This window comes from Lentzea sp. NPDC004789 (genome assembly GCF_053601075.1).
On the sequence record NZ_JBSGBE010000027.1, the window covers coordinates 32,189 to 47,751 of the forward strand.

General features: G+C 72.0%; 14 protein-coding genes. 10 read left to right on the plus strand and 4 right to left on the minus strand.

Going from position 1 to position 15,563, the window contains the following annotated elements; all coding sequences use genetic code 11:
* Positions 1-68: 68 nt before the first annotated feature.
* Together ACWEIJ_RS40385 and ACWEIJ_RS40390 are read left to right on the plus strand one after the other, a co-directional pair.
* Positions 69-1,130, plus strand: coding sequence for a helix-turn-helix domain-containing protein (locus ACWEIJ_RS40385; protein ID WP_449842568.1), 1,062 nt, complete (start codon positions 69-71; stop codon positions 1,128-1,130).
* Between the two features lie 12 nt (positions 1,131-1,142).
* The gene (locus ACWEIJ_RS40390; protein ID WP_449842569.1) at positions 1,143-1,703 is read left to right on the plus strand and encodes an HD domain-containing protein; all 561 of its coding nucleotides are present in this window, start codon (positions 1,143-1,145) and stop codon (positions 1,701-1,703) included.
* Positions 1,704-1,707: 4 nt separating this feature from the next.
* Here the strand turns inward: ACWEIJ_RS40390 and ACWEIJ_RS40395 are convergent, their stop codons facing one another.
* Entirely contained in the window at positions 1,708-2,334 is a 627-nt protein-coding gene (locus ACWEIJ_RS40395) for a hypothetical protein (protein ID WP_449842570.1), read from the minus strand.
* A gap of 51 nt (positions 2,335-2,385) precedes the next feature.
* Here ACWEIJ_RS40395 and ACWEIJ_RS40400 point away from each other — a divergent pair, with 51 nt between their 5' ends.
* The 4 genes from ACWEIJ_RS40400 (at position 2,386) to ACWEIJ_RS40415 (ending at position 6,811) form a co-directional block, all read left to right on the plus strand.
* Complete coding sequence (locus ACWEIJ_RS40400) at positions 2,386-2,982, plus strand: SGNH/GDSL hydrolase family protein (protein ID WP_449842571.1); 597 nt, start codon at positions 2,386-2,388, stop codon at positions 2,980-2,982.
* 71 nt (positions 2,983-3,053) lie between these two features.
* Positions 3,054-4,202: a xylose isomerase gene (gene xylA / locus ACWEIJ_RS40405; RefSeq protein ID WP_449842572.1), complete on the plus strand. Its 1,149-nt coding sequence runs from the start codon at positions 3,054-3,056 to the stop codon at positions 4,200-4,202.
* A 1-nt stretch (position 4,203) separates the two neighbouring features.
* On the plus strand, positions 4,204-5,589 hold the full coding sequence (xylB, locus tag ACWEIJ_RS40410; protein WP_449842573.1) for a xylulokinase: 1,386 nt from the start codon (positions 4,204-4,206) through the stop codon (positions 5,587-5,589).
* An 82-nt stretch (positions 5,590-5,671) separates the two neighbouring features.
* Entirely contained in the window at positions 5,672-6,811 is a 1,140-nt protein-coding gene (locus ACWEIJ_RS40415) for an ROK family protein (protein ID WP_449842574.1), read from the plus strand.
* On the opposite strand, the gene ACWEIJ_RS40420 is transcribed toward ACWEIJ_RS40415, so the two are convergent.
* A complete protein-coding gene (locus ACWEIJ_RS40420) occupies positions 6,768-7,073 on the minus strand; it encodes a DUF6223 family protein (RefSeq protein WP_449842575.1) in 306 nt (101 codons plus the stop codon). The genes ACWEIJ_RS40415 and ACWEIJ_RS40420 overlap by 44 nt on opposite strands.
* A 131-nt stretch (positions 7,074-7,204) precedes the next feature.
* Between ACWEIJ_RS40420 and ACWEIJ_RS40425 the strand changes: the two genes are divergently transcribed.
* Together ACWEIJ_RS40425 and ACWEIJ_RS40430 are read left to right on the plus strand one after the other, a co-directional pair.
* Positions 7,205-8,290 (plus strand): sensor histidine kinase, encoded by a 1,086-nt coding sequence (locus ACWEIJ_RS40425; protein WP_449842576.1) that lies wholly within the window; start codon positions 7,205-7,207, stop codon positions 8,288-8,290.
* A complete protein-coding gene (locus tag ACWEIJ_RS40430) occupies positions 8,287-8,961 on the plus strand; it encodes a response regulator (protein WP_449842577.1) in 675 nt (224 codons plus the stop codon). Before ACWEIJ_RS40425 ends, ACWEIJ_RS40430 begins: the two co-directional genes overlap by 4 nt.
* Here the strand turns inward: ACWEIJ_RS40430 and ACWEIJ_RS40435 are convergent.
* Positions 8,907-13,049 (minus strand): nSTAND1 domain-containing NTPase, encoded by a 4,143-nt coding sequence (locus tag ACWEIJ_RS40435; RefSeq protein ID WP_449842578.1) that lies wholly within the window; start codon positions 13,047-13,049, stop codon positions 8,907-8,909. The genes ACWEIJ_RS40430 and ACWEIJ_RS40435 overlap by 55 nt on opposite strands.
* A gap of 98 nt (positions 13,050-13,147) precedes the next feature.
* Between ACWEIJ_RS40435 and ACWEIJ_RS40440 the strand changes: the two genes are divergently transcribed.
* Both ACWEIJ_RS40440 and ACWEIJ_RS40445 read left to right on the plus strand, forming a co-directional pair.
* Positions 13,148-13,672, plus strand: a complete 525-nt coding sequence (locus ACWEIJ_RS40440) for a helix-turn-helix transcriptional regulator (RefSeq protein WP_449842579.1) — start codon at positions 13,148-13,150, stop codon at positions 13,670-13,672.
* 10 nt (positions 13,673-13,682) lie between these two features.
* On the plus strand, positions 13,683-14,600 hold the full coding sequence (locus tag ACWEIJ_RS40445) for a peptidoglycan-binding protein (protein ID WP_449842580.1): 918 nt from the start codon (positions 13,683-13,685) through the stop codon (positions 14,598-14,600).
* On the opposite strand, the gene ACWEIJ_RS40450 is transcribed toward ACWEIJ_RS40445, so the two are convergent.
* Positions 14,594-15,430 carry a patatin-like phospholipase family protein gene (locus tag ACWEIJ_RS40450; RefSeq protein WP_449842581.1) on the minus strand — a complete coding sequence of 279 codons (837 nt, stop codon included), beginning with the start codon at positions 15,428-15,430 and terminating at the stop codon, positions 14,594-14,596. The genes ACWEIJ_RS40445 and ACWEIJ_RS40450 overlap by 7 nt on opposite strands.
* Positions 15,431-15,563 lie beyond the last annotated feature (133 nt).

A 15,563-nucleotide genomic window follows, 5' to 3' on the forward strand; every position in this document is an offset into this window, starting at 1 on the left:
CTGGAGCGTCCGTGGGCGGAGGATCGGCAACACCGACGCGCAGTCAGGGTTCCCGTGCGGTCGGCATCGTGTCCGGTTACGTCCTCAAGCTCGCACGCCAGGCGGCGGGCCTGACACAGGAGAGTTTCGCGGAACATCTCACCGTGGACGTGAGCACCGTTCAAGGGTGGGAGTCGGGACGACGACCGCTCGCCGCGATGAACGCGGGCGACTTCGTCCGGCTCTGCGCTCGGCTCCCCCGGCTCGGCGCGCCCCCGTCGACCGGCCGGCACCTCCGCACGGCGGTCGAAGCCGATCTGGTCCTCTCCACCGGAATCACTGCCGGAAGTGCCTGGGTCGACCCCAACGTGCACCCGCTCGCCGCGAGCGTGCACCGCAAGACCCTCACCAATCTGATCACGTGGCCGTTCACCGGACAGCTTCCGCCCGAGCTGCACGGCTTCACACCGAAGGTCCCCCGCCGGGGACCCGTGGCGTCGGGCCCCACGCTCAGCACCGACGAGCGCACCCGGTTCTTCGATCATCTGATGACCGTCGCGGAACGCGGCGTGCACCCCGGCGAGGCACTACTGCGCCGGCAAGCGGTGTACCTGCTCGGATTCGACCAGCGCGACCAGGTCGCCGAGTGGCTGCGCGACGAATGGGAAAATGCCGGGCGGCGTCCTGTCGCCGATGGCGACGTGACCAGCCTGCTCGAAGCCCGCTCGGCGTCGGTGGCACTCGCGTCGACCGGCGACGGCACTCACCTGCACGACTTCGTCGCCCGCACCGCCGACACCCCTGCCGAGCTCGCGAACCTCAACTACTGGGCGCACTGGATCGGCGAACTCGGCGACGACCAGACCGATGACGAGTTCATGGTCGCCGACGACAGCAAAGCCTGGTCGGGCGTGCGGCTGCTCCACCACCTGGTCAGCCGCCTCGCCCCGTCCTCACCTCACCTGCCGCTCAACCTGCACACCCTGCACACCCTCGTGGCCAGCCGTCCGGCTCTGCTGACCGGACAACCCGCCGACCGCGACGCGCTGACCGGCGCGCTCGACACGCTCACCTCGGCGGATCTGCTGACTCGTCGCGGCCGCGACGAGGTCGCCGGACTTCACTACGCTCTGCGTCTCGCCGACCATTAGGGAGAGCACCTCATGCCAGACGAGCCCACCGCGATCGCCGCGTTCGGCTACGAGCTCGGGTTGCTCAAGCGCATCCGCCGTGCGGGATGGTGGCACGTCGGCGTCCGGGATCCCGAGTCGGTCGCCGAACACAGCTTGCGGACCGCCCAGATCGCGGCTCTGCTCGCCGCGGAGGAAGGTGCGAGCCCTGAGCGGGCCGCGTTCCTCGCGCTCTGGCACGACACGCAGGAGACCCGGACCGGGGACATCCCGCACACCGCGACCAAGTACCTGAGCAAACCCGAGCCCCGCGAGATCACCGCCGATCAGACGGCCGCCCTGCCGGGCACCTCACGCGACCTGGTCCGCGCCGCCGTGGACGAGTACGAGACCCGGCAGACGCTCGAGGCGCTGTGCGCGAAGGATGCGGACAAGCTCGAAATGCTGCTTCAGGCCGTCGAGTACCGGGAGACCGGAGTCGAGCGCGTCGCCGGGTGGATCGACTCCGCCAGGAAGGGACTGGCGACCGAGACAGCGCGACGCGTCGCCGAGGCGGCCGTGACGCTCTCCCCGCTGGCCTGGCGGGACCGCTAGCTGTTCAGCGACTCAGGAGCGCCTGCGTCTTCCTCGCGACAGCACGAACCACCGGCCACAGCTCGTTGTCCGCCCAGTTGGTGACACCGGCCGCCGCGATGGTGTCCAGGAGTTCGCGCAGCTCCCGAACCGCGTCCACCTCCTGCTGATCGCGAAACACCTCGCCGAGGTCGAACGAGAGCTTCGGGTTCATGACGTCCTGGACGGCCCATTGCTGGAGGACGTTTCCCGGCAGCACCTCGGCGAGCCGGTAGTAGAAGTCGACTCGCTGCAGTGGCCAGCGCACCCCCTCGTAGATGGCCGCGTCCCTGGCCCACCACTCGGCGACCTTCTCTGCTTCCTCCTTCGACGCCCACTGCCCGAGCTCCTTGCGCTTCAACGGCTTCGTGAGCTGGCGGTGCACGGCAGGCTGGTAGACCCCGCGCACCCGGAAGTTGGTCAGGTGCACTCGCGGCACGACCATCTGGGACACCGGCCCCGGGCTGCCGCGGTGCCGGCCGACCACAACGAGGTCCTGCCCGCCGTCACCCCACTGCGGCGGCAGCACCCACAGTTTCGTGCCGGCCGAGAAGTGCTTCAGATCGGTGGCGCCGACGTTCGCGACCACGCACCAGCCCAGCAGTTCGTCCACCGTCACAGTCTGACCAGGAACATCGCCTCGACGCTCGTCGTTTTCCCGGGTATGCGTCTGCGTTTGCTCGGTGACTCCATCGCCGCGGGCGTCGGCAGCACCCGTCGTGAGGACACCCTCGGTCCGCTGCTCGCCGGACGTCTCCGCGCGGCGGGCCACCAGGTCGACCTGAGAGTGCTCGCCGTCCCCGGTGCCCGGTCGGCCGACCTCAGCACCCAAGTGAGGGCCGCGATCGCGAGCGGCGTAGACGTCGCCGTGGTGGTGATCGGGGCGAACGACCTGACGAGATTCGTTCCCGCGCACGTCGGCGCGCAGCAGCTGCACGACGCCGTCGCGGAGCTGCGCCGGGCGGGCGCTCATGTCGTCGTCAGCACGGCTCCGGACCTGAGCGTGGTCGCGCACGTGCCGCCCGCGTTGCGCGACGTCGTGTCGGCGGTGAGCCGGGACTACGCGCAGGCCCAGGTGCAGGCCGTCATCCGGGCGGGCGGCGTGGTCGCCCACGTCGAACGCGCCGTCTCGGCACGGTTCGCGACCGACCCCTCGCTCTTCGCCGCCGACCGCTTCCACCCGTCCGGGGCCGGCTACCGGGTGATCGCCGAGGCGCTCGCGCCCGCGGTCCTGGCCGTCGCCGAGGACCTGAGCGCCTGACCGATTGCGATCACGGGCCTGGCGTCGTACTGTCCGCACTAAGTTCAAGCATTGAACGAATGAGGTGGATCATGACCACGCCCACTCCGGCGGACAAGTTCTCCTTCGGTCTCTGGACCGTGGGCTGGCAGGGCCGCGACCCGTTCGGCGAGGCCACGCGGCCCGAGCTGGACGTCGTCGAGGCGGTGCACCGGCTGGCCGAGCTCGGTGCCTACGGGCTGTCGTTCCACGACGACGACCTGTTCGGTTTCGCGGCGACGAACCGCGCGCAGCAGATCGATCGGCTGCAGACCGCGCTGAAGGACACCGGGATGATCATCCCGATGGTCACGACGAACCTGTTCAGCCACCCGGTGTTCAAGGACGGCGGCTTCACCAGCAACGACCGCGGGGTGCGGCGGTTCGCGCTGAAGAAGGTGCTGCGCAACATCGAGCTGGCGGCGGAGCTCGGCGCGAAGACCTACGTGCTGTGGGGCGGGCGCGAGGGTGCCGAGTACGACACGGCCAAGGACGTGCGGGCGGCGCTCGACCGGTACCGCGAGGGCATGAACCTGCTCACCCAGTTCGTCACGGACCGGGGCTACGACATCCGGTTCGCGATCGAGCCGAAGCCGAACGAGCCGCGGGGCGACATCCTGCTGCCGACGATCGGGCACGCGCTTGCGTTCATCACGACGCTGGACAAGCCGGAGCTGGTCGGGCTCAACCCCGAGGTCGGGCACGAGCAGATGGCCGGGCTCAACTTCGTGCACGGCATCGCGCAGGCGTTGTGGCACGACAAGCTGTTCCACATCGACCTGAACGGTCAGCGCAGCATCAAGTACGACCAGGACCTGGTGTTCGGGCACGGCGACCTGATGAACGCGTTCGCGCTGGTCGACCTGCTGGAGACGGCCGGCTACGACGGGCCGCGGCACTTCGACTACAAGCCGTCGCGCACCGAGGACATCACGGGCGTCTGGGACTCCGCCAAGGCGAACATGAGCACCTACCTGCTGCTGCGCGAGCGCGCGCGGGCGTTCCGGGCCGACCCCGAGGTGCAGGAGGCGCTGCAGGTCGCGGGCGTGGCCGACCTCGGCAAGCCGACGCTGGGCGCCGGCGAGTCCTACGAGGACCTGCTCAACGACGACAGCTTCGACCCGGACAAGGCCGGCGAACGCGGCTTCGGGTTCGTGCGGCTGAACCAGCTCGCGCTCGAACACCTCGCCGGAGCGCGCTGACATGACGCTCGTCGCGGGCGTCGACTCCTCGACGCAGTCGTGCAAGGTCGTGGTGCGGGACGCGGAGACCGGCGAGCTCGTCCGGGAGGGCCGCGCGGCGCACCCGGACGGCACCGAGGTCCACCCCTCGCACTGGTGGACGGCGCTGCAGTCCGCGGTGTCGGACGCGGGTGGGCTCGACGACGTCGCGGCGGTGAGCGTCGCCGGGCAGCAGCACGGCATGGTGTGCCTCGACGAGGACGGCACCGTCGTGCGGGAAGCCCTGCTGTGGAACGACACCAGGTCCGCGGCGGCGGCCGCGGACCTGGTGGCGGAACTGGGCGCGCAGCAGTGGGCCGAGCGGATCGGCCTCGTGCCGGTCGCGTCGTTCACGATCACGAAGCTGCGCTGGCTCGCCCAGCACGAACCGGCCAACGCCAAGCGCACCGCCGCCGTCTGCCTGCCGCACGACTGGCTGACGTGGCGGCTGCGCGGCACCGGTGACCTGGCCGACCTGGTCACCGACCGCTCGGACGCCTCCGGCACCGGCTACTTCGACTCGGTGACCAACGCGTACGTGCCTGAGCTGCTGGAACGCGGTTTCGGTCGCGCGGACGTGGCGTTGCCGCGCGTGCTCGGGCCCGCCGAGTGGGTGGACGGCGGCGCGGTGCGGCTGGGTGCCGGTGCCGGTGACAACGCGGCGGCCATCCTGGGTGTCGGTGCGGGGTCGGAGGTCCTGGTCTCGCTCGGCACGTCCGGCGTCGTGACCGCGACCAGCGAGGTGCGGGCCGCCGACGCGTCCGGCATCGTCGCGGGCTTCGCCGACGCCACGGGCCGCTACCTGCCGCTGGCGTGCACGCTCAACGCCGCCCGCGTGCTGGACGCCACCGCCCGCATGCTGGGCGTCGACCTCACGACCCTCAGCACCCTGGCCCTGTCCGCGCCGTCCGGTGCGGAAGGTGTCGTGCTGGTGCCGTACCTGGAGGGCGAACGCACGCCCAACCTGCCGGACGCCACGGGCGCGCTGCACGGCCTGACGCTCACCAACGCCACGCCCGCGAACATCGCGCGTGCGGCGGTGGAGGGCATGCTCTGCGGGCTCGCGGTGGGCCTGGACGCGCTCGCCGCGCAGGGTGCGGACGTCACCGGCGTGAACCTCGTGGGTGGTGCGGCGGTCTCTCCTGCCGTGCGGGAGATCGCGCCGACGGTGTTCGGTGTGCCCGTGACGGTTCCTGCGCCTGGTGAGTACGTGGCGGACGGTGCGGCACGGCAGGCTGCGTGGACGCTCACGGGTGGTACGACGCCGCCGGAGTGGGCGGGGGCGGAGAGCAGGCGGTACGAGGCGGACGCGGTGCCGGAGATCCGGGCGCGGTACGCGGACGCGGCCCAGAAGTACCTGAGCCGATGACCACCTGCCCCAGGCGTCGGACCGCGCTCGGACTCGGAGTCCGAGCGTGGTCCGCCGAGGCCGCGCAGCGATACTTGAGCCGATGACCACCGTCGACCACCTCCGTCAGGTTCGCCTCGGCAACCTGCGGACGGTGCTGCTCGCCCTGGTCGACCGCCCCGGCTCGCGGGCCGAGCTCGCGGCCCGCACCGGCCTCACCAAGGCCACGCTGTCGAACCTCACGGAACCGTTGCTGGCCAACGGGATCCTCGTCGAGGACGCGGCCACGCTGGCCGGCATGGGCAGGCCGTCCAAGCCGTTGCGGTTCCACCCCGACGGCCCGGTGGCGGTCGGGGCGGAGATCAACGTCAGTCACCTCGCCGTCGAGACCCTGGGCCTCGACGGCGAGACCATCGACCGCCGTCTCGTCCCCGCCGACACCCGCACCGGCAGCCCGGACACCGTGCTCGACCAGGTCGCCGCGCTGGTCCGCGAGATCATCCCGAACCGGCCGGTGCTCGGTGTCGGCCTCGCGGTACCCGGGGTCGTGCACGACGGCGTGCTCGTGCGCGCCCCCAACCTGCCCGAACTGGTCGGCGCGCCGCTGGCCGAGGCGCTCTCGGCCAGACTCGGTCTCGACGTCGAGCTGGACAACGAGGCCAACCTCGCCGCCCTCGCCCACCTCTGGCCGCGGCACCTCGCGGGCGAGGACTTCGTGCACGTCTCGGCGGACGTCGGCATCGGTGCGGGCGTGGTGCTCGGCGGCGAGGTGTACCGCGGGGCCAGCGGGTTCGCCGGCGAGCTCGGCCACGTGGTGATCGAACGCGACGGCCTCAGCTGCACGTGCGGCAGCCGTGGCTGCGTGGAGCGGTACGCGGGGCTCGACGTCATCCTCCGCGAGGCGGGCCGGCGGCGGCTCGACTCGCTCGCGAAGGCCCTGAAGGCCGGGGACCCCAAGGCGCTGCACGCGGTGCGCAGCGCCGGCGAGGCGCTCGGGGTCGGCCTGGCGACGCTGATGAACCTCTTCGACGTGCCGACCGTCGTGCTCGGCGGCAGCTACGCGGTGCTGCACGAGCACCTGAGCGCGGCCGCTCAGTCCGAAATGGACACCAGGGTGCTCGCGGGAGGCGAACGGCACACGCGGCTCGTCGCCTCGCCGCTCGGCGAGTTCGCCGTCGTGCGCGGGGCGGCGGGACTCATCACGAGGCGGGCGGTGCTGCAGCCCGAGCGCCTCGTCGGATGACGCCCAGCACGACCGCGAGCACGCCCACCACCAGTGCGAAGTAGCCGCCGACGATGCCGTAACCCGTGCCCGGTCCACCGCGAGCCATCAGCACGACCAGCGCACCGATCACCACGCCGACGGCACCGCAGGCCATCGCCGCCACGCCGAGGCGCCGTGCGGCCAGCACGACACCGGCCACGCCCAGCACCATGCCCACCAGAGACCAGGCACGGCCGGGAGTCAACCCGTAAACGTCAGCAGCAATCACAGAAAGGGACATGGCACGAGGATCGTCGCCGCGCAGCCGCACGTCGTCGTGCGCGCGCAGACAGCGTCTACTGCGGGCGCAGCAGGCCGGAAGTCCTCCCGCCGCAGGATCTACCAGCGCGAACCCGGGTTTAAGGTGCACGCATGAGCAAGCGCTGGCTGGACTGGGTGATCGCCGCCGGGGTGGCGGCGAGCCTCGTCGTCGCCGGGCACCCCACCACCCCGGCGGCCTACGCGCTCCTCGCCGCCGGCGGGCTCGCGCTCGCCGCGCGACGCCGCGCCCCGATCGCCGTGCTGGCCGCGACCGGGCTCGCGGCACTCGGGTACCAGGCGCTCGGCGTCAACGTCCCGGTGATCGCCTTCCTGTTCGCGGTCTACGCCACGATGAGGGCCGGGCACCGCGCGGTCACCGCGGTCGGTTCCGTCCTCATGCTGGCCGCACTCCCCCTCGCCGCGATCGTCTCGCCGCGCGACCTCACGACGTACGAGGCGTTCGCCCAGACCCGTGACGTCCTCCAGATCGCTTGGCTGATCGCCGCCGCGGCCGCGGGTGAGGCGCTGCGGCAGGCCGAGAAACGGGCCGACGAGGCCGAACGCACCCGCGAGGAGACCGCGCTCCGGCGCGCGAACGAGGAACGCCTGCACATCGCCCGCGAGCTGCACGACTCCCTCACCCACCAGATCTCGGTGATCAAGCTGCAGGCCGAGGTCGCCGTCCACCTGGCGCAGAAACGCGGCGAGCAGGTGCCCGAACCGCTGCTGGCGATCCGCGACGCCGGCCGGGAAGCCGCCAGGGAGCTGCGCGCGACGCTCGAAGCGCTGCGGGACGACGACAAGAACCCGCCGCACGGCATCGATGACGTCCCCGCGCTCGTCCAACGGGCGAGGTCCACCGGCCTGGACGCCGAGCTGAGGATCGAAGGCGCGCCCGGTGACCTCCCCGCGGCCGTGGCGCGAACGGCCTACCGGATCGTTCAGGAGTCGCTCACCAACATCGCCCGGCACGCCGCCGCGGCGACCGCGAAGATCCTCATCGACTACCGGCCGGACGCGCTCGTCATCCGGGTCGACGACGACGGCAGCGCGAAACCGAACGGGGCGACGACTCCCGGCGTCGGCCTGCTGGGCATGCGCGAGCGCGTCACCGCGCTCGGCGGCAGGCTCGACGCCGCACCGCGCGACGAGGGCGGCTTCACCGTCCACGCCGAACTTCCGGTGGCACAGCCGTGATCCGCGTCCTGCTGGTCGACGACCAGCCGCTCATCCGCAGCGGTTTCCGCGCGTTGCTCGACGCCGAGGACGACATCGAGGTCGTGGCCGAGGCCGCGGACGGACGTGCAGGCGTCGAGCAGGCCCGGCGCCACCACCCGGACATCGCCCTGGTCGACATCCAGATGCCCGGCCTCGACGGCATCGAGGCGACCAGGCGCATCGCCGCGGACCCGGACCTCACCGGCACCCACGTCGTGATCCTCACCAACTACGGCCTCGACGAGTACGTCTTCCACGCGCTCAAGGCCGGCGCCGCGGGGTTCCTCGTCAAGGACGTCCAGCCGGAGGACTTCCTGCACGCCGTCCGCGTCGCCGCGCGGGGTGACGCGCTGCTCGCCCCGTCCATCACCCGCAAGCTCATCGACCGCTACGTCAGCCGCCCGCCGCACCCCGGCGGCGACCTGCCCCAGCTCACCGCACGCGAGCGCGAGGCCGTCGTCCTGGTCGCGCACGGCCTGTCGAACGACGAGATCGCCGGACGCATGGTGATCAGCCCGCTCACCGCCAAGACCCACGTCAACCGCGCGATGACCAAGCTGCACGCCCGCGACCGCGCCCAGCTGGTGGTGATCGCCTACGAGGCCGGCCTGGTCGTGCCGCACAGCTCCAGTTCTTCGCCACGCAGGTAGGCGGCCCGTTCCGCGTCGGTCAGGTCGCGCCCGGTCTCGGCGCAGATGCGCCTCTGGGCGTCCGAAGTGGACAAAGACCAGCGGATGATCCGCGCGTCGTTCGCCCCGGAGACCAGTTCGTCGTCGCGCGTGAACGCCACCGCCTGCACCGGGCCGGTGTGGCCGGTGAGCGTCGTGCCCGTGCGGGTGCTCAGGTCCCACACGACGACCGAGTGGTCCTCGCCGCCGGACGCCAGCGTGGCGCCGTCCGGGCTGAACGCGAGCGTCACGACCGGCGCCGAGTGGCCCGTGAGCGTCATCAGCTCCGCACCCGTCGCCACGTCCCACACCTTCACCGTCCGGTTGGCGCCCGCGGTGGCGAACCGCCTGCCGTCCGGGCTGACCGCCACGTCGCGCACATCGCCCTGACCGGTGCTGACGCGGCGCTCCAGCCGGTCGGCGGCGACGTTCCACAGCATCGCGCCGCCCGCCGGGTCAGTGGAGATCAGCAACCGGCCGTCCGGGGTGAACTCGACGGCGCTCGCGATCGACGGCGCACCGGGGAACGCGCTCTGCCTCAGCTCCGGCAGGCTCCAGCGGAACCGGCCGAGCGACGCCGTGACGATGCCGCGCCCGTCCGGCTGGTAGGCGAGGTCGGTCGACGCCCCCAAACCGCTGTAGGACAACGACGACAGCCGTTCGCGCCTGGCCACGTCCCAGATCGTGACGGTGTGGTCGCGGGTGACCGAGGCGATCTTCGTGCCGTCCGGGCTGAACCGCGCCGCCTCCACCCGGTCCGGATGACCGTCCAAAGTGGCCACCGCGGTGCCGTCGGTGCGCCACAGCCGCACGGTGCCGTCGTCACCCGCGGAGGCCACCAGGTCCTGGTGCACGTCGAGGTCGTTGATGCCGTCGGCGTGCCCGGTGAACGGCGGCACGGCGTTCTCGCGCACCGCCACCACCCGGCCGAACCCGCCGGACACCAGCAGCGTGCCGTCCCGGCCGAGCGCGAGCGCCCTGGACTCGGTGCGGCCGCGGTCGCGGTAGGTGGTGATCGGGCGGCCGGCGCGGATGTCCCAGATGGTGATCAGGCCGTCCTCGTCCGACACCGCCATCCGGTCGCCGGCCGGTGCCGACGCCTCCCACGCGTACGGGCCCTGCTTCGGCAGCTCGGACTTCAGGTGCCCGTGCACGTCCCAGAACTTCACCCCGCTCTGCAGCGTGGCCGTGACGACCGTCCGCGGGCCGTCGAAGTAGACGCTGTTGACCTCCAGCGACGGTATCTCGCCCACGCGAGCACCCGAGGCCACGTCCCAGACCAGCGGTGAGTCGTCGCGGTTCGCCGTGGCGAGCAACGTGCCGTCCTCGTTGAACGCCAACGAGTCGACTTCGTGCGCATGACCGCGCAGCGTCCGCTTGGTCCGCGTCGCGACGTCCCACACCTCGACGTCACCGTTCGCGACACCGACCGCGAACGACGTGCCGGCGGGGTGGACGGCGAGCCCGGTGGTGATCAGGTCGAACCGTTGCGAGAACACGGGTCTGCCGGTCGTCCGGTCCCAGACCACGACGTCACCGGGACTGCCGGTGAGCGACGGTTTCGTGGAGCTGGAGGCGAGGTACCTGTCGTCCGCGCTGAACTCGGCCTGCCGCGCGTAGCCGCCGTCGGTCAGTCCATTGTGGTCGGACAGCACCACCTTGCGCTCACGGGACTTGAGATCCCACACCGTGACGAAGCCGTCCCGGTCCGCGGTCGCGATCACGTCGCCCCGGTGCGACACGGTCACGTCCAGCACGGGTGGCCCGTCGGTGTTGAGCTCGACCCGCCGGCGAGGTGCCGAGGCGGTGCTGAGCAACGCGCCTCGCGTGTCGTCGTCGGCGTGCAACCGGAACGCCGCCAGCGCCAGCAGCCCGGCCAGGTCGGGGGCCGTCTCGACGAGACCGCGCGCGCTCAACGCGAGCTGGTGCGCCTGGTCCGCCCGTTGCCGCAGCCGGGCTTCCGCGGACTGCCACCACGCGACGCCACCGCCACCGGCGGCCAGCAGGAGCAGCACGCCCATGATCGCGACCAGCTTGGTGAGCAACCTGTTGCGCCGCTTCACGCCGGCCTGCTCGGCCTCCTCCCGCGCGCGGCTCGCCAGGAGGAACTCGGTCTCGGCCGCGTTCAGCTCGCCGGGGTGGTCCTGCGCCCACGCGGAGGCCGTGACCAGCTGCGCGCCGCGGTAGAGCGCGCCCTCGTCGTGACCCAACTCGGTCCAGGTGTGGGCGGCCGAGGTCAGCCTGCGGTGCACGAGCAGCGTCGAGCGGTCGTCGGACAGCCAGCGCTGCAGCCGCGGCCAGGCCCGGATCAGGGCCTCGTGCGCGATCTGGGCGGTGTCCTCGTCGAGCACGACCAACCGGTCGGTGACGAGCCGGGTGAGCACCTTCCCGACGATCTTCGGCCAGGCGATGCCGTCGAGCTCGGCGCGGCGGATCGGTCTGCGGGTGTCCTCGGTGCCGTCACCGAACGCGGTGAGCCGCACCAGGATCCGGCGCATCGCCTGCTGCTCGGCGTCCGCCAGCTCGGCGTGGGCGCGCTCGGCGGTCTGGGCGATCGCGCCCCTGACACCACCACCGGCCCGGTACGCGGCGAGGGTCAGCTCGGTGTTCGACCGTTGCCACGTCTCAACGAGCGCGTGCGACAGCAACGGCAGCGCGCCGGGTTCGGCCTCCACGTCGGCCAGCACGGTGGCCAGCAGGTCGGCGGCGACGGACAGGCCGCTCATCGCGGCCGGGCGGAGCACGATGTCGCGCAGGTCGGCCGTCGAGGGCGGCCCGACCAGCACGGTGGCCTCATCGGCCAGCGCCCGCACCAGGGCCGGGTGCTGGGTGATGTGGGCGAGGAAGTCCGCGCGGACGCCGAGCACGACCCGCGTGCGGCGGTGCGGTCCCCTGGCCGCGTCCAGCAGCACCTCGACGAACCGGGCGCGCTCGCTTTCGTCGGTGCACAGGGTGAACAGCTCTTCCAGCTGGTCCACCACGAGCAGCACGCGCACGTCGTCCGGCCCGCCCGCCAGCATCGTCCTGACGGCGAGGTCGAACGCCGACGGGTCCGCGAACAGGTCGAGCCGGGTGCCGAGCGCGCTGCCGAGAGCATCGAGCGGTCGTGCGGTCGGGGTGATGACGATCGGCCGCCACGTCTCGTCCAGCCCGCCGACGACACCGGCGCGCAGCAGCGACGACTTGCCGCTGCCGGACGCCCCGAACACGCCGACGACCGGGTAGCGGTCGATCCGGCGGGTGACCAGCTCGACCAGGTGGTCGCGGCCGAAGAACCACGGGTGGTGCTCCGGCTGGTAGGCCATCAGGCCGCGGTACGGGCAGTCGGCGCGGGTGTTCTTCGGCGGCGCGGGTTCGGTCAACGCCCGGCCCTGCAGCATCGTCTCGTGCAGGCCGCGCAGTTCCGGACCCGGTTCGATGCCGAGGTCGGCCACCAGCCGTTCGCGGGCGCGCCGGAACGCCGCCAGCGCCTCCGCCTGCCGGTTCGCGCCGTAGAGCGCGGTCATCAGCTTGGCGTGCAACGGTTCCCGGTACGGGTGCTGGTGCGCCAGCTCCTGCAGCTCGCCGACCACCTCGGCGTGCCGGCCCAGCGCCAGCTCGGCGCTGACGCGTGCCTCCACCGCCCGCAGCCGCGTCTCGTCGAGGCGGGCCGCGAACTCGCCGGGCAGCTCCGCGCACGCCGGTCCGCGCCAGGTGGCCAGCGCCTCGGTCAGCAGCTCGACGGCCTTGGCGTGGTCGCCGTCCGCGAACGCCCGTTCGCCGTCCTCGGTCAGCCGGTCGAACCGGTCCGCGTCGAGCTCGCCGGGTGCGACGGTGAGCTCGTACCCGGCGGGCCTGCGGGTGATCCGGTCACCGATGTGCCGTCTGAGCTGATAGACGTGCAGCCGGACGTTCTCCTGCGCCGAGGCCGGCGGTTCCTCCCACAGCGCCGCGATCAGCCGCCGCGGTGACACGGGCGTGTTCGCGTGCCGCAACAACATCGCCAGCACGACCCGCTGCTTGGCCGAGCGCAGCGCGATCTCCTCGTCGTCACGGACGACCACGAGCGGACCGAGCACCCGGAACTCCACGCACCCACCCCCACGAGTCGGCGCGAACGGTAACAACGACCAGGCGTTATACGCAGGCGATACGGAGAAATACGGCCCTATGCCGAGCGTCTTGGACTATGCGGACAATCCAGGTCGCGCTGTCGTTGCACAGCGCATTGCTGGCCGATCAGATCTTCTCGCGCCTCGCCACGACCCCGTGGTGCCGCCCCGGCACCCCCGCCGACGTGACGGTGGTCGACGCCTCCCGCGCCACCGGGCCGAGGACGGTGGCGGTCCTGTCCCGCGTCGGCCCGGTCGACCACCTGCTGCGGGCGGGCGTCACCGGCCTCGTGCTCGCCGACGACCCGGTGGACGACATCGTGCGGGCGATCCACGACGTGCACCGGTTCGGCGGCTGGGTGTCGCCGAGGCTGGTGCCGTCCCTGCTGCCCGATCCCCCGCCGGCCACGCTGACCGCGCGCGAGCGCGAGACGTTGCGGCTGCTGGCGGAGGGCTGGGAGAACGCCGAGATCGCCGCCGCCATGTTCATCACCGTCAGCGCGGTCAAGTACCACGTGTCGAACCTGCTGAGGAAGTTCGGCTGCCGCGACCGCACGCAACTGGTCTCGCGACTAGGGCGGACCGCGGCGGTCGCTTCCTAGCGTGCGTGGCATGAGAATCCTCGTTGCGGGTTTGATCGCGTTCTCCGTCCTGATAGGACTGGTCAGCCCGGCCCAGGCCGCCCTGCCGGCCTGGCCGAACGTCAAGATCGGCGCCACCGGCGACACCGTCCTGACCGCCCAGCACCTGCTGCGCCACCGCGGTTACAACATCGCGGCCGACGGCGACTTCGGCTCCGGCACCCAGGCCGCGGTCAAGCAGTTCCAGTCGTCCGCCGGGCTGTCGGCCGACGGCGAGATCGGCCCGCTGACGTGGCCCAAGCTGATCGTGAGCGTCAAGCGCGGCAACAACAGCGAGGCCGTCCGCGCCGCCCAGGTCCAGCTCGACCGCTACGGCTACGGCCTGTCCGTGGACGGCGACTTCGGCGGCGGCACGCACAACGCCGCGGTCGCGTTCCAGAGCGCGCACGGCCTGTCCGCCGACGGCGAGGTCGGCCCGAACACCTGGCAGGCCCTGGTGGGTGGCACCCCGTCGTCCGGCGGCGGCGCCTACAGCCTGCCGCTGGCCCGCAGCGCCCTGCCGCGCAGCGAGTACGACGACCCGCACCACGACTACCCCGCCATTGACCTGCCGGTGAACACCGTCCCGGCGTACGCGATGGTCACCGGCACCGCCTACCGCCTCACCGAGCCCAACGGCTGCGGCAACGGCCTGCGGATCGTCAAGAGCGGCGTCGACTACCTCTACTGCCACCTCTCGGCGTGGTCGGTCGCGAACGGCGCGTCGGTCAGGGCCGGTCAACGGGTCGCCACCACGGGCAACACCGGCAACTCGACCGGACCGCACCTGCACATCGCGATCAAGATCAACGGGACGTCCTACTGCCCGCAGAACTTCCTGCTCGCGATCTACGACGGCCGCACGCCGCCCGCGCCGTCGTCGCTGCCGAGGACCGGCTGCTTCTACTGAACCGTCGGCGCGCAGGTGTGCCCGGAACCGGCCGGGCACCCTGCCGCCAGCCATTCGCGAGTGCGCGCGTACGCGGCGTCGATCAGCTCACGCGCCCGGCTGAAGTCACCGGGCGACACCCGCAGCGGGCACAACGCCGGCACCACCCGCAGCTCGATCTTGCCCCGGTAGCGTTCGACGTCCACCGCCAGCCGGTGGTTGACCAGCAACGTCAACGCCTGCAACGCGACACCGAGAGCACTGCGCGGCGGCGAGGTGAGGTCGCACGCGTACCCGGTCGGCAGCACCCACGCCTGGTCCGCGCCGAGGTCGACCGCGTACGACAGCGGGTTGTTGTTCACCGCGCCGCCGTCCATGAGGTAACGGCCGTCGAGCTGCATCGGCGGGAACACGCCGGGGATCGCGGTCGAGGCGAGCACCGCGTCGACCGCGGAGCCCTTCGACAGCACCACTTCCGCGCCCGACAACACGTCGGTGGCACCGACGTGGACGGGAATCACCGTGCCGGTCAGGTCGATCTGGCCCAGCGAGCGTTCCAGCAACCGGCGCAACGCGGTGTTCGGCACGAGGTGGTCGCGGACGCCCAGCAGGCCGAGCAGCCCGGTCACCGGCCGGATCGGGAAGACGTCGGTGCGGCGCAGGGAGACCCACCGGTCGACCAGGGAGTCCACATCGGACGGATGCAGCGCGAACCACGCGGCGTTGGCCGCGCCCACCGAGGTGCCGACGACGAAATCCGGGCTGACGCCGGCACCGGTGAGCGCGGCCAGCATGCCGACCTCAATCGCGCCCAAGCTCCCACCGCCTGCGAGCACGAACGCGGTCGCCATGCCCCTCATCCTCCTCGCACCACGGGTGTGGAAGCGAGGGGCCAGCTCGTCCGCCACAGGTGGCAACCGGACGTCCGAACCACCCCCGCGAGGTGAACCGGCGGACCCGATCTCCCGGCCAGCCTGGGTTTTC